At 67.3% G+C, this 22,562-nt stretch carries 26 protein-coding genes; 16 read left to right on the forward strand and 10 right to left on the reverse strand.

The features are described 5' to 3' along the window. The coding region (locus AB3X43_RS13350) for an amidohydrolase (protein WP_369430346.1) at positions 1-867 on the forward strand (867 nt) is incomplete at its 5' end. Between the two features lie 22 nt (positions 868-889). Here the strand turns inward: AB3X43_RS13350 and AB3X43_RS13355 are convergent. Beyond that, on the reverse strand, positions 890-1,519 hold the full coding sequence (locus tag AB3X43_RS13355) for a DUF924 family protein (protein ID WP_473965123.1): 630 nt from the start codon (positions 1,517-1,519) through the stop codon (positions 890-892). Between the two features lie 55 nt (positions 1,520-1,574). On the opposite strand from AB3X43_RS13355, the gene AB3X43_RS13360 reads away from it, so the two are divergent. Next, entirely contained in the window at positions 1,575-2,099 is a 525-nt protein-coding gene (locus AB3X43_RS13360) for a DUF1993 domain-containing protein (protein ID WP_369430348.1), read from the forward strand. Here AB3X43_RS13360 and AB3X43_RS13365 read toward each other — a convergent pair. The 3 genes from AB3X43_RS13365 to AB3X43_RS13375 are packed head-to-tail and all read right to left on the reverse strand — an operon-like array spanning position 2,084 to position 3,642. Continuing rightward, a complete protein-coding gene (locus tag AB3X43_RS13365) occupies positions 2,084-2,734 on the reverse strand; it encodes a cytochrome b/b6 domain-containing protein (protein WP_369430349.1) in 651 nt (216 codons plus the stop codon). The two genes, AB3X43_RS13360 and AB3X43_RS13365, sit on opposite strands and share 16 nt — an antisense overlap. Further along, positions 2,731-3,201, reverse strand: a complete 471-nt coding sequence (locus tag AB3X43_RS13370) for a diheme cytochrome c (protein ID WP_369430350.1) — start codon at positions 3,199-3,201, stop codon at positions 2,731-2,733. Before AB3X43_RS13370 ends, AB3X43_RS13365 begins: the two co-directional genes overlap by 4 nt. A 21-nt stretch (positions 3,202-3,222) precedes the next feature. Then, on the reverse strand, positions 3,223-3,642 hold the full coding sequence (locus AB3X43_RS13375) for a DUF1924 domain-containing protein (protein WP_369430351.1): 420 nt from the start codon (positions 3,640-3,642) through the stop codon (positions 3,223-3,225). A 138-nt stretch (positions 3,643-3,780) separates the two neighbouring features. Here AB3X43_RS13375 and AB3X43_RS13380 point away from each other — a divergent pair, with 138 nt between their 5' ends. The 3 genes from AB3X43_RS13380 to AB3X43_RS13390 are packed head-to-tail and all read left to right on the forward strand — an operon-like array spanning position 3,781 to position 6,178. Further along, a complete protein-coding gene (locus AB3X43_RS13380; RefSeq protein WP_369430352.1) occupies positions 3,781-4,134 on the forward strand; it encodes a PepSY domain-containing protein in 354 nt (117 codons plus the stop codon). Further along, positions 4,134-4,790, forward strand: coding sequence for a response regulator transcription factor (locus AB3X43_RS13385; protein ID WP_369430353.1), 657 nt, complete (start codon positions 4,134-4,136; stop codon positions 4,788-4,790). The genes AB3X43_RS13380 and AB3X43_RS13385 overlap by 1 nt, the downstream gene beginning before the upstream one ends. Beyond that, positions 4,787-6,178, forward strand: a complete 1,392-nt coding sequence (locus tag AB3X43_RS13390) for a sensor histidine kinase (RefSeq protein ID WP_369430354.1) — start codon at positions 4,787-4,789, stop codon at positions 6,176-6,178. The genes AB3X43_RS13385 and AB3X43_RS13390 overlap by 4 nt, the downstream gene beginning before the upstream one ends. On the opposite strand, the gene AB3X43_RS13395 is transcribed toward AB3X43_RS13390, so the two are convergent. Next, entirely contained in the window at positions 6,164-7,027 is an 864-nt protein-coding gene (locus tag AB3X43_RS13395; protein ID WP_369430355.1) for an AraC family transcriptional regulator, read from the reverse strand. The two genes, AB3X43_RS13390 and AB3X43_RS13395, sit on opposite strands and share 15 nt — an antisense overlap. Positions 7,028-7,102: 75 nt before the next feature. Between AB3X43_RS13395 and AB3X43_RS13400 the strand changes: the two genes are divergently transcribed. Continuing rightward, a complete protein-coding gene (locus AB3X43_RS13400) occupies positions 7,103-8,368 on the forward strand; it encodes an MFS transporter (RefSeq protein ID WP_369430356.1) in 1,266 nt (421 codons plus the stop codon). 95 nt (positions 8,369-8,463) lie between these two features. Here AB3X43_RS13400 and AB3X43_RS13405 read toward each other — a convergent pair whose 3' ends face one another. The 3 genes from AB3X43_RS13405 to AB3X43_RS13415 all read right to left on the reverse strand — a co-directional run bounded on the left by AB3X43_RS13405 (position 8,464) and on the right by AB3X43_RS13415 (position 10,349). Further along, a complete protein-coding gene (locus AB3X43_RS13405; RefSeq protein ID WP_369430357.1) occupies positions 8,464-8,985 on the reverse strand; it encodes a phasin family protein in 522 nt (173 codons plus the stop codon). A 170-nt stretch (positions 8,986-9,155) separates the two neighbouring features. Then, entirely contained in the window at positions 9,156-9,632 is a 477-nt protein-coding gene (locus AB3X43_RS13410; protein WP_369430358.1) for a copper chaperone PCu(A)C, read from the reverse strand. A 198-nt stretch (positions 9,633-9,830) separates the two neighbouring features. Beyond that, the gene (locus AB3X43_RS13415) at positions 9,831-10,349 is read right to left on the reverse strand and encodes a phasin family protein (protein ID WP_369430359.1); all 519 of its coding nucleotides are present in this window, start codon (positions 10,347-10,349) and stop codon (positions 9,831-9,833) included. A 128-nt stretch (positions 10,350-10,477) separates the two neighbouring features. Here AB3X43_RS13415 and AB3X43_RS13420 point away from each other — a divergent pair, with 128 nt between their 5' ends. The 5 genes from AB3X43_RS13420 to msrA are packed head-to-tail and all read left to right on the forward strand — an operon-like array spanning position 10,478 to position 15,201. Further along, positions 10,478-11,485, forward strand: coding sequence for a histone deacetylase family protein (locus AB3X43_RS13420; protein WP_369430360.1), 1,008 nt, complete (start codon positions 10,478-10,480; stop codon positions 11,483-11,485). Positions 11,486-11,495: 10 nt separating this feature from the next. Beyond that, positions 11,496-12,194 (forward strand): nitroreductase, encoded by a 699-nt coding sequence (locus AB3X43_RS13425; protein ID WP_369430361.1) that lies wholly within the window; start codon positions 11,496-11,498, stop codon positions 12,192-12,194. 18 nt (positions 12,195-12,212) lie between these two features. Continuing rightward, entirely contained in the window at positions 12,213-13,628 is a 1,416-nt protein-coding gene (locus tag AB3X43_RS13430; protein ID WP_369430362.1) for a sodium:proton antiporter, read from the forward strand. 21 nt (positions 13,629-13,649) lie between these two features. Next, positions 13,650-14,636, forward strand: a complete 987-nt coding sequence (locus AB3X43_RS13435) for a 2-hydroxyacid dehydrogenase (protein ID WP_369430363.1) — start codon at positions 13,650-13,652, stop codon at positions 14,634-14,636. A gap of 49 nt (positions 14,637-14,685) precedes the next feature. Then, positions 14,686-15,201 carry a peptide-methionine (S)-S-oxide reductase MsrA gene (msrA, locus tag AB3X43_RS13440; RefSeq protein ID WP_369430364.1) on the forward strand — a complete coding sequence of 172 codons (516 nt, stop codon included), beginning with the start codon at positions 14,686-14,688 and terminating at the stop codon, positions 15,199-15,201. 27 nt (positions 15,202-15,228) lie between these two features. Here msrA and AB3X43_RS13445 read toward each other — a convergent pair whose 3' ends face one another. Further along, the gene (locus tag AB3X43_RS13445; protein ID WP_369430365.1) at positions 15,229-16,260 is read right to left on the reverse strand and encodes a zinc-binding dehydrogenase; all 1,032 of its coding nucleotides are present in this window, start codon (positions 16,258-16,260) and stop codon (positions 15,229-15,231) included. 127 nt (positions 16,261-16,387) lie between these two features. Here AB3X43_RS13445 and AB3X43_RS13450 point away from each other — a divergent pair, with 127 nt between their 5' ends. Then, entirely contained in the window at positions 16,388-17,107 is a 720-nt protein-coding gene (locus AB3X43_RS13450; protein WP_369430366.1) for a glycoside hydrolase family 19 protein, read from the forward strand. Between the two features lie 12 nt (positions 17,108-17,119). Here the strand turns inward: AB3X43_RS13450 and AB3X43_RS13455 are convergent, their stop codons facing one another. Beyond that, entirely contained in the window at positions 17,120-17,686 is a 567-nt protein-coding gene (locus tag AB3X43_RS13455; RefSeq protein WP_369430368.1) for a LuxR C-terminal-related transcriptional regulator, read from the reverse strand. A gap of 77 nt (positions 17,687-17,763) precedes the next feature. Between AB3X43_RS13455 and AB3X43_RS13460 the strand changes: the two genes are divergently transcribed. From AB3X43_RS13460 to AB3X43_RS13475, 4 genes are all read left to right on the forward strand, one after another. Further along, positions 17,764-18,465 carry a CoA transferase subunit A gene (locus AB3X43_RS13460; protein ID WP_369430369.1) on the forward strand — a complete coding sequence of 234 codons (702 nt, stop codon included), beginning with the start codon at positions 17,764-17,766 and terminating at the stop codon, positions 18,463-18,465. A 19-nt stretch (positions 18,466-18,484) separates the two neighbouring features. Beyond that, positions 18,485-19,123 carry a 3-oxoacid CoA-transferase subunit B gene (locus AB3X43_RS13465; RefSeq protein ID WP_369430371.1) on the forward strand — a complete coding sequence of 213 codons (639 nt, stop codon included), beginning with the start codon at positions 18,485-18,487 and terminating at the stop codon, positions 19,121-19,123. A gap of 96 nt (positions 19,124-19,219) precedes the next feature. Beyond that, the gene (locus tag AB3X43_RS13470) at positions 19,220-21,478 is read left to right on the forward strand and encodes an Orn/Lys/Arg family decarboxylase (RefSeq protein ID WP_369430372.1); all 2,259 of its coding nucleotides are present in this window, start codon (positions 19,220-19,222) and stop codon (positions 21,476-21,478) included. A 23-nt stretch (positions 21,479-21,501) separates the two neighbouring features. Then, positions 21,502-22,467 carry a DMT family transporter gene (locus AB3X43_RS13475; RefSeq protein WP_369430373.1) on the forward strand — a complete coding sequence of 322 codons (966 nt, stop codon included), beginning with the start codon at positions 21,502-21,504 and terminating at the stop codon, positions 22,465-22,467. The last annotated feature ends 95 nt before the right edge of the window (positions 22,468-22,562 follow it).

Raw genomic sequence — 22,562 nt, forward strand, 5'->3', positions numbered from 1 at the left:
GCGATGCTGCTGGCTGCGGCGTGCCACCTCGCAGCGCACGGCGACTTCGACGGGACGCTGCACCTGATCTTTCAACCGGCAGAAGAAGGCGGCGGTGGCGCGCTGCGCATGATGGCCGACGGATTGTTCGAGCGTTATCCCTGCGACGCAGTCTTCGCGATGCACAACATGCCGGGCGTCGCGCAGGGCCATCTCGTGTTGCGCGAGGGTGCAGCGATGGCTTCGTCCGACTACGCGACGGTCACGATCGAGGGCGTTGGCGGCCATGGCGCGATGCCGCACCGGGCCGTCGACCCGATCGTCGCAGCGGCCAGTCTCGTGATGGCGCTGCAGACCATCGTCTCGCGCAACATGGATCCGCTGCACGCGGCGGTGGTCACGGTCGGCGCGCTGCAGGCGGGCCAGGCCAACAACGTGATCCCGGCGAGCGCCCGGCTGGAGCTGAGTGTGCGGGCGCTGGACCGCGAGGTGCGCACCTTGCTGGAGCGGCGCATCCGTGCACTGGTCGCCACGCAGGCCGAGAGCTTCGGCTGCACGGCGCGGATCGACTGGCGCCCCGGTTACGCCGTGCTCGTCAACACGCCAGTCGAGACGGCCTTCGCCCGCGAAGTGGCACTCGACCTGCTCGGTCCCGACAAGGTGACGCTGAACGGCCCGCCGCTGACCGGCAGCGAGGATTTCGCCTTCATGCTGGAGCGCGTGCCAGGCAGCTACCTGCTGATCGGCAACGGCCAGGACGGTGACGGCAGTCCGGCCACGGCGGCCTGCATGGTCCACAACCCCGGCTATGACTTCAACGACGCGAACCTGCCGGTCGGCGCCGCCTACTGGGTGCGGCTGGCCGAGCGGTTCCTCGTGCAGGCCTGAGCCAAGCCCGCACCCTCCATGCTCAGAACCCGGACCCGGGTTGCTGCAGAAACCCGGTCTCCTCCGAGGTACTCGGGCGGCCGAGTGCCACATTGCGGTGCGGGAACCGACCGAACATTGCCACGATCACCCTGTGCCGCTCGGCCCACTCCAGCAGTCCGGACAGTGCAGGCTCGTCGCGACCGAGCTGTGCGAACAGGCGGACCGACTCGTCCTGGTCGGCCAGCGACTCTGCATGCTCGAAGGGCAGGTAGACGAACTGGCGCTGCACGCCGGTGAGCGTCCGGTCTGCACCGGATGCGACCAGCGATTTCGCCAGCGACAGGGCGCGCGGATCCCCCGCGAAGGCACGTGGCGTGTTCCGGCCGGTGTTGCGCGTGAACTGGTCGAGGACGAGGATCAGCGCGAGCGTGCCGACGGCCGTGGCGGTCCAGTCCTGCAGACCGCCAGCCAGGGCTTCGTCGATCAGCGGCCCGAAGCGGGCGGCGATCTCGGCATCGAAGGTGGCGTCCTTGCGGAACCACTGCGGGCGGGACCGGGTATGGGCCGGGTCGGTGGATGGGCCGAACCAGAAGTCGAGGATGGGTGTGGGAATGGCTTGCATGGCAGAAGATGGTACGACCGGTCCGGCAATCGCATGCTCGGCACGCAAGCCAAAAAGCTGCTAGCGTCATGTGCTGACTGTGTTCACAACCAAGGAACCCCGCATGACCATCTCCATGTCCTCCGCCAGCCTGCCCGTCTTCACCACCATGCTGCGCAACCTGAGCCACTGCATGGACAAGGCCGAAGCGTCCGCCGCCGCCCGCAAGTTCGACGTGAACGTGCTGGTCTCGGCCCGCCTCGCGCCGGACATGCTGCCGTTCGCCACGCAGATCCGCATCGCCTGCGATGCCGCGAAACTGGCCGCCGCTCGCCTCGGCGGTGTCGAAGCGCCCAAGTTCGCCGATGACGAAACCACCTTCGCGCAACTGAAGGAGCGCATCGCCAAGACGCTGGACTTCCTCGTCACCGTGCCGCCCACCGCGATCGACGGCACCGAGGACAAGGACATCACCTTCCCCGTCGGCCGCGATGGCGCGACGCGCACGATGAAGGGCGAGGCCTACCTGAAGCACTGGGTGCTGCCGAACGTGTTCTTCCACGTCACCACTGCGTATGCGCTGCTGCGCCACAACGGGGTGGACCTGGGCAAGGTGGATTACCTGATGGGCGCTCAGGCTGCGGCCTGAAGCACCCAGAACCCGACGACCGCCGCGATCACCAGCGCAGCCACCAATCCGTGGTTGCGTCTGGCCAGATCCGGCCCGGCGCCGGGGATGCGCCCTGTCAGCATCGGCCGTGCCAGATTGGTGCGGCGCAGCAGGCTCAGCAGCGCGATCAGACCGACGTGGGCGATGGCGAGCGCCAGCAGACCATCGCCGATCAGACCGTGCAGCTGACCCAGCCAGTCCCCGCCCCATTCGTTCTCGCTCGCATACCCCGACAGCGTGACCGGCACCACGGCGATCATCAGCGCCAGCACGGTGGCGGTCATGCCGAGGTTCTGCGCCTGACGGCCATTCGGCCGGCCGGCGCGCAGGCCGTCGATCCAGGTGCGCAGGCCCGAGAGCTTGCGCGCCATCAGGCCCAGGCGCGCCTGCCGCGGCCCGATCAGGCCCCAGACCAGCCGGAAGACCAGCAGCCCGGCGAAGGTGTAGCCCAGCGTGACATGCACCAGCCGCCAGTGCTCGGACTCGGCCGTCAGGTACGCGCCGGTGAAGCACAGCGCGAACAGCCAGTGGAACACCCGCGTCGGCGCGTCGGTGACACGGCGGGTCCGGGCGGCCGTGGTGGTCGAAGCCGGGTTCAGGATCGAACTGCTCATTTCGGGATCCTCACGCGGTCCTCATCGAAGTCGCCCTTGTCGGCGCCGGCGTGGCAGGCCATGCAGTTGGATGCGCTCTTGATCGAGGTGCGCTTCCAGACACCAGGGCCGACCTCGTTGTGCTGGCGGACGAACCAGGCGGAGCGGGTGATGCGGTCCTCGGGCGGTGGAGTGGCGCTGACGCGGTGGCCGGTACCGGCGTTGTCGGTGAGCCAGCGGGTGAGGAGTTTGGCCGACGCAGCGTCGAGCGAGGCATCCGTGCCGAAGTGCCTGTCCAGCCCGCCCATCAGCCGTGTCCATGAGGCTGCAGGCAGCATGCCGGGTGGGTAGGCCATGTGGCAGGCCGCGCATTCCTGCTGGTACGACGGCACGGATGGCACGCGCAGGGCGCGGTGGTGACCCTCCTCGGCGAAGGCCGAAGAGGCGAGCAGCGCGGTGGACAGGAGGAGGGCAAGCGGTGGGCGCATGGAGGGGTCCGGAGAGGATGCTCAGCGTTTCTGGGCAATGAGGTAGGCGAGGACGTCGGCCTTCTCGGCGGCGCTGCACTCGCGGCTCACCACGTCCTTGCAGTTGCGGCGGAACCACTTGTCCACCTTGGCTTCGTCGGTGAAGGCCTTGGCGTTGAACGCGGGGGCCATCGGGGCGATCGGCTTGCTGGTGGTGGCGTGCGTGCCTTGGGTGGTCGGCGGCGCGTTGTGGCAGGAGGAGCAGGACCACTCGCCACCATGCTGGCTGGTGAAGAACACCCGCCCACGTTCCGCGCTGGCGGGTACACCGGCAGCCGCGGACCAGCGCTGGAGCTGCGCATCGGGGGTCGTGTCCCCGGCTTCGGCGGGCATCGCCAGCGGCAGCGAGACCGCCAGAGCCACCAGCGCCTGGAGCGTGGTGCGGTACAGATAGGAGTGCATGGCGGCATTCTCGGAAACCGCGGCTGTACGCTGTCTGAATCACCCATTTAACTGGGGTTCAGATTGGGATGTGGACAATCCTCGGCGGAAGTGCCGGACGGTCCGGCGCGGAAAGACATTGGAATGTGGAAGCGGGCCATGCAGTGGCTGGGGATGGCGGCGGTGCTGATGGCGGTGTGGTGCGGCCCCGCCATGTCCATCGCCCGAGAGCGGGACGACCATGAACGGGCCCGGCAGGCGGTCGAGTCAGGCCAGATCCTGCCGCTCAAGGCGATCCTGGCGCGGGTGGAACGCGAGGTGCCGGGCGAGGTGCTTGAAGTCGAACTGGAGCAGGACAACGGCGTCTGGCTTTACGAACTCAAGGTGCTGCAGCCTGGTGGCATGCTGACGAAGCTCAAGCTGGACGCCCGGACAGGTGCCGTGCTCAAGTCGCGCGGACAGCGCGCCGGGACGCGCGAACGCAGCCATGAACGCGGGCGGGAAAGAGACTGATGCGCATCCTGGTGGTGGAAGACGAAGCAACGCTCGCAGCACAACTGCAGCAGGCCCTGGCCGACGCCGGCTACACGAGCGAACACAGCTGCGATGGCCGCGATGCCTGGTACCGCGGCGAGGTCGAGTCCTTCGATGCGGTGGTGCTCGACCTGGGGTTGCCGGAGATCGACGGCCTGACCGTGCTGAAGCGCTGGCGGGCAGCGGGGCGGCGCATGCCGGTGCTGATCCTGACCGCGCGCGACAACTGGCACGAAAAGGTGACCGGCATCGACGCCGGTGCCGACGACTACCTGACCAAGCCCTTCCACATGGAGGAGTTGCTGGCCCGGCTGCGGGCGCTGATCCGGCGTGCGGCGGGGCAGGCGTCGGCGCAGCTGTGCTGCGGGGCCGTGCAGCTCGACACGCTGAGCGGACGGGTCACGGTGGACGGACAGGCCGTGGCACTGACGAGCCATGAATACAAGGTGCTGGCCTACCTGATGCACCGGCCGAACCGCATCGTCTCGCGCGCAGGGTTGATCGAGCACCTCTACGCGCAAGACTTCGACCGGGAGTCCAACACCATCGAGGTGTTCATTGGCCGGCTGCGGCGCAAGCTGCCGGCCGATCTGATCGAGACGGTGCGTGGAATGGGTTACCGGATCAACGCATGAAGCGGCTGTTCGGTGCCTCGCTGCGGGTGCGGCTGCTTCTCGGCACCCTGCTGGGTGTGAGCGCGGCCTTGCTGGTGGCGGGGCTGGTGCTGTCGAACCTGTTCCGTGAGCAGGTGACGCGGCAGTTTCTCGCCGGCCTGCGGGTGCATCTGGACCAGCTGACGGCCAGCGTCGAGGCCGGCACCGATGGTCGGCCGGTGCTCTCGGCGGAACTGGTCGATGCGCGTTGGTACAAGCCCTATTCGGGCCTGTACTGGCAGGTCGACGGTCTGCGCAACGGCCAGATGGTGCCGGCGCTGCTGCGCTCGCGGTCGCTGTGGGATGCGACCTTGCGCCTGCCCGCAGACACGCTGGTGGACGGCGAGGTCCATGTCCACGACACGACCGGGCCGGACGGGCTGCGGCTGCGGGTGCTCGAACGCGTGGTGCACCCGGACGACCAGCCCGCCATGTCCTGGCGTCTGAGCGTGGCACAGGACACGCGCGAACTGGACGAGGCGGTGTCGTCCTTCGTGGGCATGCTGGTGCTGTCGCTGGGCGTGCTCGCCGTGGCGCTGATGGCGGCGGCCGCAGCCCAGGTCGTTGTCGGGCTGGCGCCGCTGCGCAGTCTGCAGTCGGCGGTGTCGGCGCTGCGCGCGGGTCGGCTGCAGCGGCTGGAAGGCGACTTTCCGGCCGAGTTGCAGCCGCTGGTGGACGATTTCAACGGCGTGCTCGACCAGAACACGCAGATCGTCCTGCGTGCCCGCACGCAGGCCGGCAACCTGGCCCACGCGATCCAGACGCCGTTGGCCGTGCTGGCCAACGCGGCAGCGCGCCCCGACACCACGCCGGGTGAACTGGCGCGCCTGGTCGATGAGCAAGTCGCGCAGGCGCGGCGCCAGGTCAACTGGCACCTGTCGCGGGCGCGGGTCGCCGCCGCGGTGGGCGTGCCGGGCGTGCGCACGCAGGTGTCTGCGGTGGTGGGCCCGCTGGTCAAGGTGATGGAGCGGGTGCACGCCGGGCGGCACCTCGATTTCGACGACCGCACCGCCGAAGCGGCGCAGTGGTTCGCCGGTGAAGAGCAGGACCTGCAGGAGATGCTCGGCAATCTGCTCGACAACGCCTGCAAGTGGGCGCGCTCGGCGGTGCGGATCGACGTGTCGGCGGTGGAGGGCGCGCCGCGGCCCTGTCTGCAGGTCACGGTCGAGGACGATGGACCGGGCATCGCGGAGGCGCTGCGCGAGAAGGTGCTGGTCCGCGGCGCCCGGGTGGATGAGCAGATGCCCGGCTCGGGGCTCGGATTGGCGATCGTCCACGACCTGGCGCAATGGCAGGGCGGTTCGCTGCGGCTGGAAACCTCCGGCGCACTGGGCGGGCTGTGCGTGCGCCTGGTGCTACCGGCGGTTTGACACGGTCGCGCCCGCCGCCTCACCGCCGAAGAACCGGCTCGGCGCCATGCCCACGGTGCGGGTGACCATCGCGGTGAACGCGCTCGGGCTGGCATAACCCAGCTCGGTGGCGATGTGGCTCATCGGCTTGCCACGCGCTGCCAGCGCCAGCGCCCGGGCCAGCAGCACCTGGTGGCGCCACTGCACGAAGCTGGTGCCCAGCTCCTCCCGGAACAGCCGAGCGACCGTGCGCGCGCTGGCCCCGGATTCAGCAGCCCAGGCGTCCAGCGTCGCGTGGCGGGTGGGCGCGTCCAGCACGGCTTCGCAGAGGCGCCGCAGCCGCTTGTCCTGCGGCAGCGCCACACCCAGCGGCAGCGGCTGGGCACGGCGCAGCTCATCCAGCACCAGCGTGCCGATGCAGCGTTCGCGCTGCTGGTCGGCGGCATCCGGCACGGCGTCGGGATCGAGTTCGGTGAGTTGCTGCACCAGCTCGCGCAACAGCGACGACACCTCGATGACACGGCAGCAGCGCCAGGCCGCCTCCTGTGCGGCGGGCACGTCCGGGCCGCAGCGGTCGACGCCTTGGTGAACGTAGAGCGTGCGCATGTCCGCGTCCTGCACCACGGTCACGGCATGCACCACCTGCGGCGGAATCCACACCGCCCGCGACGGCGGCACCAGGTAGGTGCTGTGGTCGGCCGTGACCCGCGTGACGCCGGTGGCGGAGAACGCGACCTGCGCCCAGGCATGGCTGTGGGGCTCGACGCGGGTGTCGGCCCCCAGGCGGCGCGATTTGCCACGCACGGGACGGGCGGCAGTCGGCGCATAGCGTTGGGGATCGAGCGGGGCGATGCTGCGATGCGGAAGCATGGAGATGGCCGAATGGCGACAGAGAATGTCGTTCTATCGTAACCCGGCCGCCACGTGGTCCCCTACAGTGGCGGCATGCACTCCACCACCTTGCCCTCGAACGCTGCAGCCGCGGCCGACGAAGACCGCGCCCGGGCGCGCCGCGATGTCTCCACCATCGGCCTGATCGGGCTGGCCCACGGCACCTCGCACTTCCACCACCTGCTGCTGCCGCCGCTGTTCCCGCTGTTCATCCGCGACTTCGGGCTGAGCTATTCGGAACTGGGGTTGCTGGTGACCGTGTTCTTCGTGATTTCGGGCATCGGGCAGGCCTTGTCCGGCTTCCTGGTGGACAAGGTCGGCGCACGCCCGGTGCTGTACGCGGCCATGACCAGTTTCATCGCGGCCTCGCTGGCAGGTGCGATGGCGCAAGGCTATGGCGGGCTGATGCTGGCTGCGGCACTGGCCGGGCTGGGCAATGCACCGTTCCACCCGGTGGACTTCACGATCCTGAACAAGCGTGTCTCGCCGCAGCGGCTGGGGCATGCGTTTTCGGTCCACGGCATCAGCGGCAACCTGGGCTGGGCGGTGTCACCGGTGTTCCTGATCGGGCTGTCCTCGTCGTTCGGCGGCTGGCGAGCGGCCTACCTGGGGTCGGCGCTGGTCGCGGCCGTGGTGCTCGGTCTGCTGTTCCTGAACCGCGACGCCATCGACGACCGGCAGGGCGCCTGGTCCCACCAGCGTGCCGGCGCCAAGGCCGATCCTGCGCTGGTCGACGAACATCCGATGGCCTTCCTGCGGCTGCCCTCGGTGTGGATGTGCTTTTCGTTTTTCTTCTGGACGACGGCCGCCTTGTCCGCCATTCAGAGTTTCGCGAGCCCTGCGCTGGGCAAGATGTACGGACTTCCGGCCTCGTCCACGGCCTTCGTGGTGACCGGCTACATGCTGTGCGGGGCGATGGGCATGGTGATCGGCGGCTTTCTGGTGCCACGGGTGGCGCGTCTGGAGCGCACGATCGCCATGGCGATGGCCTTGTCCGCAGCGCTGCTGCTGCTGGCCGGCACGGGCTGGCTGTCCGGCATGGCGTCGGTCGCAGCGGCCGCGCTGGCCGGTCTCGGCACCGGACTGGCCGGACCCTCTCGTGACATGCTGATCAAACGCGCTGCGCCGCCGGGCGCCACCGGACGGGTCTACGGCACGGTGTATTCGGGGCTGGATGCAGGCTTTGCGCTGGCAGCTCCGGTGTTCGGTGTCTTGCTCGACCACGGCATGACCCAGGCCATCTTCTACGGCGCAGCAGCGGCGCTGGCCCTGGGGATCGTGTCAGCGGCCGTGGTGGGCCGCGGTCTGAAGCACGCCTGAACAGGGCCCTGAAAACAAAAAAACCCAGCGTGGTCAGCGCCGGGTCGGGGGTACAAGGGCCGTTGCCGACCCCGCACCAAAGACAACCTGAAGAATCAGGCGGTCTTGGAGACAACCTTGGTGATCGACTGGATGTTGGCTTCAGCGGCGCTGACGGCTTGCTTGGCTGCCTTCTGGGCCGATTCCATCGCGGTGGTGCTGGCGGTCATGGCTTGCTTCATGAACGCAACGGCGCTTTCGCTGCCAGCGGGTGCGTTCTTCAGCGCGGCTTCCACGAAACCTTGCACCGACTGCTGCGAAGCAGCGACCTGGCCTTCGAACAGCTTGCTGATGTCGGCTTGCGTGGCAGCAGCGATTTCATAGACCTGGCGGCTGTAGGCGGTGGCCTTTTCAGCGGCCGGCTGCAGCACGCCGGATTGCAGGGCGGCGAAGCCTTGTGCGTCCTTGACCGACAGCAGGGCCTTGGCGTTGGCAGCGGACTCGTCCAGTGCGGCACGGGCGGTTTGCAGGTTCAGTTCCACCAGCTTTTCCACGCCACCGAAGGCCTTCTGGCCCAGAGCGACAGCGGTGTCCAGATTGGATTGGGCGGCGGCGGCGAATTGGTCGGCATTGATCATGGTGAGCAGTCCTTTTGTGGGAAGAGGATGCCGGTGGATCCGGCTTTGCTGCGCTGCAGCATTTCCGTCAGTATAGAGTGTGCGCGAGGGATTGCAAGCAGCGATGCTGCAATGCAGCATTAATTAGGTCGCAACCTCTAAGTGACAAAGTCCGTTCACCGTGGATCCGCTCAATGCGTGTGGCCGGACATCGCGCCTGCAGCACCCATGGCCTGCGCGATGGCCTTGACCTCGACGGTGGAGCGCTGCTTGTCCCGGCTTTCGACGACCAGCGTGAGCGGCACGGTGTCGCCGGCCTTGATGGGCAGCTTCAGGTCCATGAGCATGACGTGGTAGCCGCCCGGCTTGAGTTCGACCGGCGTGCCCGCCGGCAGATCCAGTCCGGTGACCGCACGCATGCGCATCATGTCGCCGTCCATCGCCATTTCATGGAGTTCCACAACGCCGGCCACGCTGGACCGGATCTCGATCAGGCGCACAGGCACCGAGGCCTGCAGCTTCATGAAGGCGCCCGTGGACTTCTGTTCTGCGGCGGTGGCACGCACCCAGGGAGCGCTCACGGTGACGATCTGGGCGTTCGCGGTGGTCGCAGTGGCGAATGTGCAGGCGGACAGCAGCGCGAGAAGGGCAAGACGGACGGATTGCATGGACAGGCTCGGTGGATGTTGGGGCCAGTTTTGCCCAAAAAAAACCCGGTGGGTTCACCACCGGGATTGAAGGTACCGGAAAGCATTCTTTCGCAGGGTACCGAGGAGACAACCAGTCGCGTACCCATCGGAGTGGAGTGGCACGCACCATCAGAGATCAGGGCCGCAGGCGAAAGTTCAATCGGCAGATCAACAAATTCAATTCTTTCGGTCGGCTGGGTTCATCGCCTCGAAATTGGCCTCGGCCACGCTGAGCGCCTGCTTGGCGGCCTGCTGGACATTGGCCAGCGCGCCATTGGCTGCAATGACAGCCTGCTTGATCATGGCCAGCGACTCCTCGCCACCGGCCGGCGCATTCTTCACCGCAGCATCCACCAGCCCCAGGATCTTTTCCTGTGCGACCGCCATCTGCGACTCGACCAGTTTCGACACCTCCGACTGCGTGCTGGTGGCGATGTCGTAGACCTGCCGGCCGTAGGCGGTGGCCTTTTCGGCCGCAGGCTGGACCAGATCGGCCTGCAGCGCAGCCAGTGTCTGCGGGTCCTTGGCGGCCAGCAAGGCCTTGGACTGCTCCACCGAGTCGCCCATCGCAGCACGCACGGCCTGCAGATTCAGCTCGACCAGCTTCTCGACGCCCTCGAAGCTCTTGCGGGCGAGTTCGACCAGCGCGTCCAGATTGGCCTTGTTGGCGGCAGCGAATTGTTCCGGGGTCAGCATGGTGAGTCTCCAGTGGCGGGGGACGTGGGTCGACGTTCAAGTCACGGACAGTTTGATTGCTGCACTGCAACAACATGTGACTATAGGGGCGCCAAGCGGCTGGATCAAGCGTTGGTCACAATGTCGCGATGCGCGCCTACTACGCCGATCATTTTGTACTGCCTCTGCCACCCGGGCACCGATTTCCAATGCAGAAATACCGTCTGCTGCGGGATGCGATCGCCGCCGAGTTGCCCGAGGTCTGCCTCTCGCAGGCCTGGCCCGCCAGCGAGGGTGAACTGGCCCTGGTGCACACGCCGGGTTATGTGGACGCGGTGCTGCGCGGCACGCTCAGTGCGGCACAGCAGCGCGAGATCGGATTTCCCTGGTCGCCAGCCATGGCCGAGCGCGCACGCCGCTCGGTGGGCGCCACGATCAGCGCGGCGCGGGACGCGCTGCAGGAGGGTGTTGCCGCGAATCTGGCCGGCGGCACCCACCATGCGAGCGCCGACACCGGCAGCGGTTACTGCGTCTTCAACGACCTGGCTGTCGCCGCCCGGTTGATGCAGGCCGAGTGGCACCGCCACCACCGTCGGTTGCTGCGGGTCGCGGTGATCGATCTGGACGTCCACCAAGGCAACGGCACCGCCGCCATCTTCCAGGACGACCCCACGGTCTACACGCTGTCGATGCACGGCGCAAAAAACTTCCCGTTCCGCAAGGTGGCGGGCGACCTCGATGTCGATCTACCTGACGGCTGCACCGACGCGCCCTATCTGGCGGCGCTCGACGACGCGCTGGAGCAGCTCTGGCAGCGCCACGCAGACCAGCCACCGGGTCTTGTCTTCTACCAGGCCGGAGCCGATCCGCATGAGGGCGACCGCCTCGGCCGCCTGAAGATCACCACCGCCGGCATGGCCGAGCGGGACCGGCGTGTCTTCGACGCCTGCCGGTCGCGCGGCATTCCGGTCGTGTTGACGATGGGCGGCGGCTACGGCCGTGTCATCGAGGACACGGTGGCCGTGCAGTTGCAGACCTACCGCGAGGCGTTGACCGCCTGGCGCGCCTGCAACCCGGGCAACCCCGGCAAACCCGAGGTGCCGGCCATGTTGCATCGCGCAAATAATGCGGTGCACCACACCGACACCCGGAACTGAAAGCCCACCCATGCCCACCGACGACCAGCGCCGCACTGCCGTGGACGACGCCATCACCTCCCGCCGCTCGCTGCGCGCCTATCTGCCGACGCCCGTGCCACGCGAGACCATCGAGGACATCCTGCGGGTGGCCTCGCGTGCACCGTCGGGCACGAACACGCAGCCCTGGAACGTGCATGTGCTGACCGGCGCCTCCCGCGACGCACTCAGCGCCAGCATCCTGGCCGCGCACAACGACCCGGCCATCGCCGCAACCCACACCGAGGAATACGCCTACTACCCGACGCAGTGGCAGTCGCCCTACATCGACCGCCGCCGCAAGGTCGGCTGGGACCTGTACGGCCTGCTCGGGCTGGCGAAGACCGACAAGGCCGGCATGCACCGCCAGCACGGCCGCAACTACACCTTCTTCGACGCCCCGGTCGGCCTGATCTTCACCATCGACCGCGTGATGCAGCAGGGCTCGTGGCTCGACTACGGCATGTTCCTGGAAAACATCATGGTCGCCGCCCGCGGACGCGGCCTCGACACCTGCCCGCAGGCCGCCTTCACCCAGTACCACCGCCTGATCGCCGAGCACCTCGGCCTGGGCCCGCAGGAGATGGTCGTCTGCGGCATGGCGCTCGGTCACGCCGATCCGGAGGCCGTGGAGAACACGCTGGTCACGGAGCGAGCGCCGGTGAGTGCATTCACCAGATTCCACGACTAAGTCACCCGTCAAGTCCCCATGAACCTGAGCAAATCTGTGCGCTGGACGGTCGCTGCCCTGTTGAGCACCACGCCGCTGCTGTCCCAGGCGGCCGAGATCGACGGTGCGACGCTGTCGGTATGGTGGAGCGCGCCCTTCGCCGGCATCCTGCTGTCGATCGCGCTGTGTCCGCTGCTGGCGCCTGGCGTGTGGCACCACCACCACGGCAAGATCGCCGCAGGCTGGTCGCTCGCCTTTCTGCTGCCATTCGCCGCCCTGCATGGCCCGGAGCCTGCAGGCCATGCGTTCGTGCATGCGCTGGTGGCGGAGTACCTGCCGTTCATCGTGCTGCTGACTGCGCTCTACACGGTGGCCGGCGGCATCTACATCCGAGGCAACTTCCACGGCAGCCCAGGCTTCAACGCCGTGCTGATGCTGATCGGCGCGGTGCTGGCGAGTTTCATGGGCACGACCGGTGCCTCGATGCTCATGGTGCGCCCGCTGATCCGCGCCAACGACAACCGCCGGCACGCTGCGCACGTGCTGGTCTTCTTCATCTTCATCGTCAGCAATGCCGGTGGCTCCCTGACGCCGCTGGGCGACCCGCCGCTGTTCCTCGGTTTCCTGAAGGGCGTGGAATTCTTCTGGACCGTCGGCCACATCTTCCCGGAAACGCTGTTCCTGGTCGGCACGCTGCTGGCGGTCTTCTTCGCGATCGACACCTGGTATTACCGCCGTGAGGGCGTGACCCGTGCCGATCCGACGCCAGACGACCACACCTTCGGCATCGAGGGTGGCGTCAATGGCCTGCTGCTGCTCGCCATCGTCGGGCTGGTGCTGATGAGCGGCACCTGGAAGCCGGGCACCACGCTCGACCTCCTGGGAACACCGGTCGGACTGGAGCAAGTGCTGCGCGACGGTGCCCTGGTGGCAGTGACGTTGCTGTCGCTCCAGCTGACCCCGGCCAGCGCCCGCGAGAAGAACCAGTTCAACTGGGCGCCGATGCAGGAAGTCGCCAAGCTCTTCGCGGGCATCTTCCTGACCATCACGCCCGTGCTGGCCATGCTCCAGGCGGGCATGGGCGGCGCGTTTGCCCCGATCGTGTCGCTGGTGACCGGTGCGCACGGGCAGCCGATCCCCGCGATGTACTTCTGGGCCTCGGGCCTGCTGTCGTCCTTCCTGGACAACGCGCCAACCTACCTCGTCTTCTTCAACCTCGCGGGCGGTGATCCGCAGGTGCTGATGACGACGCTCGCGCCGGTGCTGGCCGCCATCTCGGCCGGTTCGGTCTTCATGGGCGCCAACAGCTACATCGGCAACGCGCCCAATCTGATGGTCAAGGCCATCGCCGAAGACCGGGGCGTGCAGATGCCGAGTTTCTTCGGCTACATGGCCTGGAGCATCGGCATCCTCGTGCCGCTGTTCATCGTGATGACCTTCCTCTGGTTCCGCTGAATGACATTGAAAGAAGCTGACATGACCCGACCCGCCGTCCTCGTCGCACGCCGCCTGTTTCCCTCGGTCACCGAGCGGCTGGCCGTCCATTTCGACGTCGAGACCAACGACGCCGACACGCTGTGGAGCCGCGAAGAACTGATGGCCCGTCTGCAGGGCAAGCAAGGCGTGTTCGTCACGACCGGCGAGCCAATCGACGCTGCGCTGGTCGCGGCCTGCCCGGACCTGAAGGCCGTGTGCTCGATGGCGGTCGGCTACAACAACATCGACGTGGCAGCCTGCCATGCGCGGGGCATCACGGTGACCAATGCGCCGGACGTCCTGACCGAGACGACCGCCGACTTCGGCTTCGCGCTGATGATGGCGGCCGCGCGGCGCATCACCGAGAGCGAGCATTTCCTGCGCCGCGGCGCGTGGAGCAGGTGGGCGCCGGACTTCTTCGTCGGCGCGGACATCCACGGCACCACGCTCGGCATCCTCGGCATGGGCCGCATCGGGCAGGCGATCGCGCGGCGCGGCGCGCTCGGCTTCGGCATGAACGTGATCTACCACAACCGCTCGCGGCTGGCGCCCGAGGCCGAAGCGCCGATCGGCGCCCGCTGGGTGAACCAGGCGGACCTGCTGGCCGAGGCAGACCACCTGGTCATCGTCGTGCCGTACGGCCCCGCGTCGCACCACCTGATCGGCGCGGCCGAACTGGCACAGATGAAGCCGACCGCGACGCTGACCAACATCGCCCGCGGTGGGGTGGTGGACGACGCCGCACTGGCGATGGCGCTGCGGTCGAACCGGCTGGCGGCGGCCGCACTCGATGTGTTCGAAGGCGAGCCGTCCGTGCATCCCGCGTTGCTGGCGGTGCCCAACGTCGTGCTGACCCCGCACATCGCCAGCGCCAGCCTGCCGACGCGGCTGGCCATGGCCAACCTGGCCGCCGACAACCTGATCGCGCTGCTCACCGGCGGTGCCGCGAAAACCCCTGTGCCGACACCACCGGTGGCCGCGGTGTAAGAACACGGGCCGTGCACCGACTGATGGTGTCCTCAAGGAGATTGCGACCATGACCGATTCGGCATCCACCACCGCCCGCCCGCTGGAAACCGCCTACCTGGCCGGCGGCTGTTTCTGGGGCATGCAAGACCTGCTGCGCCGCATTCCGGGCGTGATCGACACGGAAGTCGGCTACACCGGCGGCTGGCTGGAGAATCCGCGCTACGACGACACGCACGACTCGAAGTCCGGCCACGCCGAGGCGGTGAAGATCGTGTTCGATCCGGCGGTGCTGGCGTTCGAGGACCTGCTCGTGCACCACTTCTTCCGGATGCACGACCCGTCCACGCTCAATCGCCAGGGCAACGACCGCGGCACGCAGTACCGCTCGGCGATTTTCTTCACCAGTGCGGCGCAGGAGACGGCGGCGCTGACAGCGGTGGAGCAGGTGCAGGCGTCCGGCCTGTGGCGCCAGTCGATCGTGACGCAGATCGCGCCGTTCAGCCGCTGGTGGCCCGGCGAGGACGACCACCAGGACTACCTGGTGCGCTACCCGAACGGCTACACCTGCCACTACATGCGCTGAACTTGCCGAACCTGGGGCAGCAGGGCCTCAGGCGATCTCGATCGCCACCTTGCCGAACTGCGCGCCGGACTCCAGCCGGTCCAGCGCGGCATGGGCATCGTCCAGTCCGTAGCGGCGGTCGATCACCGGCCGGATCAGGCCGCGCTCGCACACCTGCAGCAGGTCGCGGAACTCGCTCAGGTTGCCCAGCGTCGAGCCCATGACCTGCAGCTGGCGGATGAACAGCCGGCGCAGATCGGCCCCGGGCTGGTCGCCAGTGGTGGCCCCACAGGTGACGAGGCGGCCGCCGCGCACCAGCGATTTCATCGCGCTGGACCAGACCGCGGCCCCGACATTCTCGAACACGACATCCACGCCGCGTCCTCCGGTCAGCGCCAGCACACGGCGGGCGATGTCTTCCTGCGCGCCATTGACCGCGTGGTCGGCGCCCAGCGCCAGCGCGCGCTGCAGCTTGTCGTCGTCCCGCGAGGTGACGATCGCGGTGGCGCCGGCCATCTTCACCAGTTGCAGGGCGGCCAGCGACACCCCGCCACCGACGCCGAAGATCAGCACCGTCTCCCACGGCTGGAGCTGTGCCCTGGTGAACAGCATCCGCCAGGCGGTGAGGTGGTTGACGCCGATCGCTGCGGCTTCGGCCCAGTCGAGTGCCTTGGGCTTGGGGAAGACATTGCTGGCCGGCAGGCTGACAAACTCGGCCAGCGTGCCGTCGCGGTGTTCGCCCAGGTAGCGAACGGAGGTGCACAGCACGCCCTGGCCGCGCAGACAGAACTCGCAGCGCCCGCACGACAGCCCGGGGTGCAGCACAACAGGCTGTCCGGGCGTCAGCAGCGGCTCGTCGGCGTCCACCTCTTCGACGATGCCGGCGCCGTCCAGCCCCATCGTCTGGGGCAGCTGGTGGGTGATGCCAGCGCCGCTGTCGCGCATGTAGAGATCGACGCGGTTGAGCGTGGCGGCCTTCATGCGCACCAGCACGTCGCCGCGGCGGCGTTCGGGCATCGGCCGCTCGCCGACAGTGACCACTTCGTTGCCTCCGTGGCCGGTGATGAACACGGCTTTCATGGGGATCTCCTTGGTGTTACGAAATAGAACCAATCGATGCGGTCCGGTGGAGCCTGCGACCCTTGCGCCGGCATGGCGGACAAGGCAAGGTCGCAGTGTCTCGGTACGCCACCCATTGGAGACCGCCATGCTGACCGACGCCCAACTCAAGGCGATCATGCCCACCATGTCGACCGCGCGCCGAGCGCTGTTTCTGCCTGCGCTGAACCAGACGATGCAGGCCTACACGATCAGCAACCGGCTGCGTGCCGCCGCCTTCCTCGGGCAACTGGCGCACGAGTCGGGCGAGTTCAAGTACATGGAAGAACTCTGGGGCCCCACCGCGCAGCAGAAGCGCTATGAGCCGCCAAGCGACCTCGCCACCCGCCTCGGCAACACACAGGCTGGTGACGGCAAGCGCTACAAGGGCAGGGGACCGATCCAGATCACCGGCCGCGCCAACTACCAGCGCTATGGCGATCTGCTGGGTCTGAATCTGGTGGCACAGCCGGAACTGGTCGCGACACCGGGTGTGGGCCTGTCGGCGGCGGGCATGTTCTGGCGCACGAATGGGCTCAATGCCCTGGCTGACCTGCCGGACTACCGCGAGATCACCCGCCGCATCAACGGCGGCTACACCGGCTGGGACGATCGCCTGCGCTATTACGAACTGGCCAAGCGGGTGCTGGGTGCTGGCTTCTCGGTGCCGAAGGGGGCCGAAGTGCCGGGGCCCAAGTCGCGAAGCCGGTCACCGGCGGCACCGTTTCCAGTGCCGGTCCGCATCCCCCGCAAGCCGCTGGAGCGGGGGCGCGAGGCCATGTCCGGACGCGCGCTGCCAGATCCCGGAACCGATGGTCACAGCGAGTGAGCGCGGTGCTGTTCAGGTGCTGAGCAGCTTGTTGACCAGCTCCGGCGTCGTCGCCGCCTCGTACTTGCGCATCAGCCGCGCCCGGTAGACATCGACCGTGCGCGGGCTGATCCCCAGCCGCCGACCGATCAGCTTGCTCGTCAGGCCCTCCACCAGCAGCGCAGCGATCTCGCGTTCCCGCGGGGTCAGCTCGGCCTTGATCTGGCGCTTGGCGGAGAGGTCGTCGAAGGACCAGATGCCCGCCGCATGTGGGTCGGTGGGGTCGAGCGCACGCCCAGAGACGTGGCACCAGAACAGCGCCTCCGGGCCTGCGGGCGCACTCAGGCGCTTCATCACCCGGTCATCGGCATAGCGTCCGGTCACATCCAGGCTGGCAGCGATGCGTGCGCCTGTGCGCTCGAACTCGGCATGGCTGGGGTAGAGCACCTCGAAGCTCTGGCCAATGAGCTGTTCGCGCGTGGCGCCGAACATCGCCAGCACGTGCTGGTTGCAGTCCACCATCAGCCGACGGCGCGACAGGATGAGTCCGACCGGAGCCAGATCGAAGGCGATGCGGTAGTCGAGTTCAAGGGCAACCATTACTCAATTCTACGTACCCCCTACGTAAGGCGTTACGTATTACAGTGCGTCGTCGGAAATTTGCGGAGACTCAGCACATGAACAAGGTTTACCCGAGCGCCGCAGCCGCGCTCGAAGGCATCGTCCGTGACGGTCAGCTGATCGCGGTGGGTGGTTTCGGCCTGTGCGGCATTCCCGAGGCGCTGATCGATGCGCTGGCGGCCAGCGGCGTGCAGAACCTGACCGCCATCTCCAACAACGCCGGTGTCGACGGCTTCGGCCTGGGCAAGCTGCTCAACACGCGCCAGATCAAGAAGATGATCTCCAGCTACGTGGGCGAGAACAAGGAGTTCGAGCGCCAGTACCTGGCCGGCGAACTCGAACTCGAATTCACGCCCCAGGGCACACTGGCCGAGAAGCTGCGCGCCGGTGGCGCCGGCATCCCGGCGTTCTTCACCAAGACCGGTGTGGGCACGCTGGTGGCCGAAGGCAAGGAGCTGCGCGAGTTCGACGGCGAGACCTACGTGATGGAGCGCGCGCTGCTGCCCGAGGTGTCGCTGGTCAAGGCCGACGTGGCCGACATGTCCGGCAACCTGCGCTTCAACAAGACGGCCCGCAACTTCAACCCGGCCGTCGCGATGGCCGGCAAGATCTGCATCGTCGAAGTCGAGCGCCTCGTGCCGACCGGCTCGATCGCTCCGGACGACGTGCACCTGCCGGGCATCTACGTGCAGCGCATCGTGGTCAACGCGACCCCCGAGAAGCGCATCGAGAAGCGCACCACCCGCGACCGCAAGTAAGCACAAGGAGATCCGTACCATGGCATGGACGCAAGACCAGATGGCCGCTCGCGCGGCCCAGGAGCTGCAGGACGGCTTCTACGTCAACCTCGGCATCGGCATTCCCACGCTGGTGGCCAACCACGTGCCCGACCACGTCGAAGTCTGGCTGCAGAGCGAGAACGGCATGCTCGGCATCGGCCCGTTCCCCTATGAAGACGAGGTGGACGCCGACCTGATCAACGCCGGCAAGCAGACCGTCACCACGATGAAGGGCTCGTCGATCTTCGGCAGCCACGACAGCTTCGCGATGATCCGCGGCGGCAAGATCAACCTGTCCATCCTCGGCGCGATGCAGGTCACCGACAAGGGCGATCTGGCGAACTGGATGATCCCCGGCAAGATGGTCAAGGGCATGGGCGGTGCGATGGACCTCGTGGCCGGCGTCAAGCGCGTGATCGTCCTGATGGAGCACGTGGCAAAGAAGAAGGACGGCACGGTCGACCTGAAGATCCTGCCCGCCTGCACCCTGCCGCTGACCGGCGTCGGCGTGGTGGACCGCATCATCACGGACCTCGGCGTGTTCGACGTGACCCCCAGCGGGCTCCAGGTGGTGGAGATGGCGCCGGACGTGACGCTGGAGGAAATCGCCTCCAAGACGGGCGTGCCGCTGGTCTGACGCCGCGGACGTCTGCGCCGTCATGGCGGCGACTCCGGCTGGCCCTACACTTCGCGGTTTTCCATCGTTCAGTTCACAGGTCTCGGAGTCGCCCGCATGCAGCGTTTCAACTTTCCCATCGTCATCATCGATGAGGACTACCGTTCGGAGAACACCTCCGGTCTGGGCATCCGCGCACTGGCGCAGGCGATCGAGAAGGAAGGATTCCAGGTCCTGGGCGCCACCAGCTACGGCGACCTGAGCCAGTTCGCCCAGCAGCAGAGCCGCGCCAGCGCCTTCATCCTGTCGATCGACGACGAGGAATTCACCCCCGGTCCCGAGCTGGACCCGGCGGTGCTGAACCTGCGCAAATTCATCGAAGAGATCCGGTTCCGCAACACGGACATCCCGATCTACATCTACGGCGAGACCCGCACCTCGCAGCACATCCCGAACAGCATCCTGCGCGAACTGCACGGCTTCATCCACATGTTCGAGGACACGCCCGAATTCGTGGCGCGCCACATCATCCGCGAAGCCAAGAGCTACCTCGACGGACTGGCACCGCCGTTCTTCAAGGAGCTGATGGACTACGCGCAGGACGGCTCGTACTCCTGGCACTGCCCCGGCCACTCCGGCGGCGTCGCCTTCCTGAAGAGCCCCGTGGGCCAGATGTTCCACCAGTTCTTCGGCGAGAACATGCTGCGCGCGGACGTGTGCAACGCGGTGGAAGAACTCGGCCAGCTGCTCGACCACACCGGTCCGGTGGCCGCCAGCGAGAAGAACGCGGCGCGCATCTTCAACGCCGACCACTGCTTCTTCGTCACCAACGGCACGTCCACCTCCAACAAGATGGTGTGGCACCACACGGTGGCCCCGGACGACGTGGTGGTCGTGGACCGCAACTGCCACAAGTCGATCCTGCACGCGATCATCATGACCGGCGCGATCCCCGTCTTCATGACGCCGACGCGCAACCACTACGGCATCATCGGCCCGATCCCGCAGAGCGAGTTCACCCGCGAGGCCATCGAGGCCAAGATCGCGCGCAATCCGCTGCTGGCCGGCATCGATGCCAAGGCGGTCAAGCCCCGCATCATGACGCTGACGCAGAGCACCTACGACGGTGTGCTCTACAACACCGAGACCATCAAGGGCATGCTCGACGGCTGGATCGACACGCTGCACTTCGACGAAGCCTGGCTGCCGCACGCCGCGTTCCACCGGTTCTACGGCTCCTACCACGCGATGGGCAAGAACCGCGCGCGTCCGAAGCAGGCGATGGTCTACGCCACGCAGTCGACCCACAAGCTGCTGGCCGGCATCAGCCAGGCCTCGCAGGTGTTGGTGCAGGATGCGCAGGAGCAGAAGCTCGACCGCCACCTCTTCAACGAGGCCTACCTGATGCACAGCTCCACCAGCCCGCAGTACGCGATCATCGCCTCGTGCGACGTCGCCGCGGCCATGATGGAGCCCCCGGGTGGCACGGCGCTGGTCGAGGAAAGCATCAAGGAAGCGCTGGACTTCCGCCGTGCCATGCGCAAGGTCGAGGACGAGTTCGGTCTGGACTGGTGGTTCAAGGTCTGGGGCCCGGAGGCGCTGGCCGCCGACGGCATGGGCCATTCGGATGACTGGATCCTGGAAGCCAACGAGACGTGGCACGGCTTCGGCGATCTGGCGCCAGGCTTCAACATGCTCGACCCGATCAAGTCGACCATCATCACGCCCGGACTGAACATGTCCGGCTCGTTCGACAAGACGGGCATCCCGGCCTCGATCGTCACCAAGTTCCTGGCCGAACACGGTGTGGTGGTCGAGAAGACCGGTCTCTACTCCTTCTTCATCCTGTTCACCATCGGCATCACCAAGGGCCGCTGGAACACGCTGCTGACCGCGCTGCAGCAGTTCAAGGACGACTACGACCGCAACCAGCCGATCTGGCGTGTCCTGCCCGAATTCGCGACGAAGTACCCGATGTACGAACGCATGGGCCTGCGCGACCTGTGCCAGCAGATCCACGAGGCCTACGCGGAAGGTGACATCGCGCGGCTGACGACCGAGATGTACCTGTCGGACCTGCACCCGGCCATGAAACCGAGCGAGGCCTACGCCTACATCGCCCACCGCAAGACCGAGCGCGTGGAGATCGACCAGCTCGAAGGCCGCATCACGACCTCGCTGCTGACGCCGTATCCGCCGGGCATCCCGCTGCTGATTCCGGGGGAGCGCTTCAACAAGAAGATCTGTGACTACCTGCGCTTCACACGCAAGTTCAACGACCGCTTCCCGGGCTTCCACACCGACGTGCATGGCCTGGTGGAAGAGGAGATCGGTGGCGGTCAGCACCGCTACTACGTCGACTGTGTGAAGCAGTGATCTGAGCGCCGGCACCGCACCACATGGCGCTGGGAGTCGCTTTCGCCTGGCTGGCAGGGCTTGTCTGGGGGCTGGTGTTCGTCGCGCCGCTGCTGCTGCCGCAGTATTCGGCCGCACTGCTGACCTGCGGGCGCTATCTGGCCTTCGGGCTGGTGGCGCTGCCGCTGGGCTGGCTCGACCGGGCACGGCTGCGCGAGTTCGCCGCAGCGGACTGGCTGGAGGCACTCAAGCTCTCGGCGATCGGGAACTTCCTCTACTACCTGTGCCTGGCCGCAGCCATCCAGCGCGCGGGCGGGCCGCTGCCGACGATGGTCATCGGCACGCTGCCAGTGGTGATCGCGATCAGCTCGAACCTGCGCGACGCGCAGCGCGACGGACGACTGCCCTGGCTGAAGCTGCTGCCCTCGCTGGGCCTGATCGCCACCGGTCTCGCCTGCGTGAACCATGTGGAACTGCAGCACCTGCGGGCACAGGCCGATTTTGACCTCATGCACTACGGCACGGGCTTGTTGCTGGCGGCAGGCGCCGTGGCGTGCTGGACCTGGTATCCGATGCGCAATGCCGACTGGCTCCGAGCGCATGCGGACCGCAATCCGCGCACCTGGGCCACGGCGCAGGGGCTGATGACCCTGCCTCTGGCGGTGTCGGGCTATGGAGGGCTCTGGCTCTGGAGCGCGTTCGGCAGCGACCTCGGGCCACCGATGCCATTCGGGGCGACCCCGCAGCGCTACATCCTGCTGATGCTCGCCGTCGGGCTGCTGGCGTCCTGGGTCGGCACACTTTGCTGGAACGAGGCCAGCCAGCGCCTGCCCACAGCCCTGGTGGGGCAGCTCATCGTCTTCGAGACGCTCTCGGCGCTGACCTATGCGTTGCTGCTGCGCGGCGTCCGGCCGGAGGCATTGACCCTGGCTGGCATTGGCCTGCTGGTGGCTGGCGTCCTTGGGGCCGTGCGCATCAAACCGATCCCGGTGTCGCCACCACCCCCCTGAATGGGTGGGGATCGCCGACGCGGGCGTCATCCTGATTCCGACACCGGTTTTGCTGGTTCTCCAATGGGCACCGAACCGACGCATCCCTACAGTGG

This window comes from Sphaerotilus sp. (genome assembly GCF_041083715.1).
In the GTDB taxonomy this organism is placed as follows: domain Bacteria; phylum Pseudomonadota; class Gammaproteobacteria; order Burkholderiales; family Burkholderiaceae_C; genus Sphaerotilus.

What these genes read in the sequence shown, in the direction of transcription:
- AB3X43_RS13415 (WP_369430359.1), bottom strand. Translation starts at nt 10,349, where the DNA reads ATGCTGACCCCGGAACAATTCGCTGCCGCCAACAAGGCCAATCTGGAC.
- AB3X43_RS13365 (WP_369430349.1), bottom strand. Translation starts at nt 2,734, where the DNA reads ATGAGCAGTTCGATCCTGAACCCGGCTTCGACCACCACGGCCGCCCGG.
- AB3X43_RS13455 (WP_369430368.1), bottom strand. Translation starts at nt 17,686, where the DNA reads ATGGTTGCCCTTGAACTCGACTACCGCATCGCCTTCGATCTGGCTCCG.
- AB3X43_RS13460 (WP_369430369.1), top strand. Translation starts at nt 17,764, where the DNA reads ATGAACAAGGTTTACCCGAGCGCCGCAGCCGCGCTCGAAGGCATCGTC.
- AB3X43_RS13400 (WP_369430356.1), top strand. Translation starts at nt 7,103, where the DNA reads ATGCACTCCACCACCTTGCCCTCGAACGCTGCAGCCGCGGCCGACGAA.
- AB3X43_RS13380 (WP_369430352.1), top strand. Translation starts at nt 3,781, where the DNA reads ATGCAGTGGCTGGGGATGGCGGCGGTGCTGATGGCGGTGTGGTGCGGC.
- AB3X43_RS13385 (WP_369430353.1), top strand. Translation starts at nt 4,134, where the DNA reads ATGCGCATCCTGGTGGTGGAAGACGAAGCAACGCTCGCAGCACAACTG.
- AB3X43_RS13445 (WP_369430365.1), bottom strand. Translation starts at nt 16,260, where the DNA reads ATGAAAGCCGTGTTCATCACCGGCCACGGAGGCAACGAAGTGGTCACT.
- AB3X43_RS13425 (WP_369430361.1), top strand. Translation starts at nt 11,496, where the DNA reads ATGCCCACCGACGACCAGCGCCGCACTGCCGTGGACGACGCCATCACC.
- AB3X43_RS13395 (WP_369430355.1), bottom strand. Translation starts at nt 7,027, where the DNA reads ATGCTTCCGCATCGCAGCATCGCCCCGCTCGATCCCCAACGCTATGCG.
- AB3X43_RS13470 (WP_369430372.1), top strand. Translation starts at nt 19,220, where the DNA reads ATGCAGCGTTTCAACTTTCCCATCGTCATCATCGATGAGGACTACCGT.
- AB3X43_RS13405 (WP_369430357.1), bottom strand. Translation starts at nt 8,985, where the DNA reads ATGATCAATGCCGACCAATTCGCCGCCGCCGCCCAATCCAATCTGGAC.
- AB3X43_RS13465 (WP_369430371.1), top strand. Translation starts at nt 18,485, where the DNA reads ATGGCATGGACGCAAGACCAGATGGCCGCTCGCGCGGCCCAGGAGCTG.
- AB3X43_RS13390 (WP_369430354.1), top strand. Translation starts at nt 4,787, where the DNA reads ATGAAGCGGCTGTTCGGTGCCTCGCTGCGGGTGCGGCTGCTTCTCGGC.
- AB3X43_RS13370 (WP_369430350.1), bottom strand. Translation starts at nt 3,201, where the DNA reads ATGCGCCCACCGCTTGCCCTCCTCCTGTCCACCGCGCTGCTCGCCTCT.
- AB3X43_RS13375 (WP_369430351.1), bottom strand. Translation starts at nt 3,642, where the DNA reads ATGCACTCCTATCTGTACCGCACCACGCTCCAGGCGCTGGTGGCTCTG.
- AB3X43_RS13450 (WP_369430366.1), top strand. Translation starts at nt 16,388, where the DNA reads ATGCTGACCGACGCCCAACTCAAGGCGATCATGCCCACCATGTCGACC.
- AB3X43_RS13475 (WP_369430373.1), top strand. Translation starts at nt 21,502, where the DNA reads ATGGCGCTGGGAGTCGCTTTCGCCTGGCTGGCAGGGCTTGTCTGGGGG.
- AB3X43_RS13420 (WP_369430360.1), top strand. Translation starts at nt 10,478, where the DNA reads ATGCGCGCCTACTACGCCGATCATTTTGTACTGCCTCTGCCACCCGGG.
- AB3X43_RS13430 (WP_369430362.1), top strand. Translation starts at nt 12,213, where the DNA reads ATGAACCTGAGCAAATCTGTGCGCTGGACGGTCGCTGCCCTGTTGAGC.
- AB3X43_RS13360 (WP_369430348.1), top strand. Translation starts at nt 1,575, where the DNA reads ATGACCATCTCCATGTCCTCCGCCAGCCTGCCCGTCTTCACCACCATG.
- msrA (WP_369430364.1), top strand. Translation starts at nt 14,686, where the DNA reads ATGACCGATTCGGCATCCACCACCGCCCGCCCGCTGGAAACCGCCTAC.
- AB3X43_RS13410 (WP_369430358.1), bottom strand. Translation starts at nt 9,632, where the DNA reads ATGCAATCCGTCCGTCTTGCCCTTCTCGCGCTGCTGTCCGCCTGCACA.
- AB3X43_RS13435 (WP_369430363.1), top strand. Translation starts at nt 13,650, where the DNA reads ATGACCCGACCCGCCGTCCTCGTCGCACGCCGCCTGTTTCCCTCGGTC.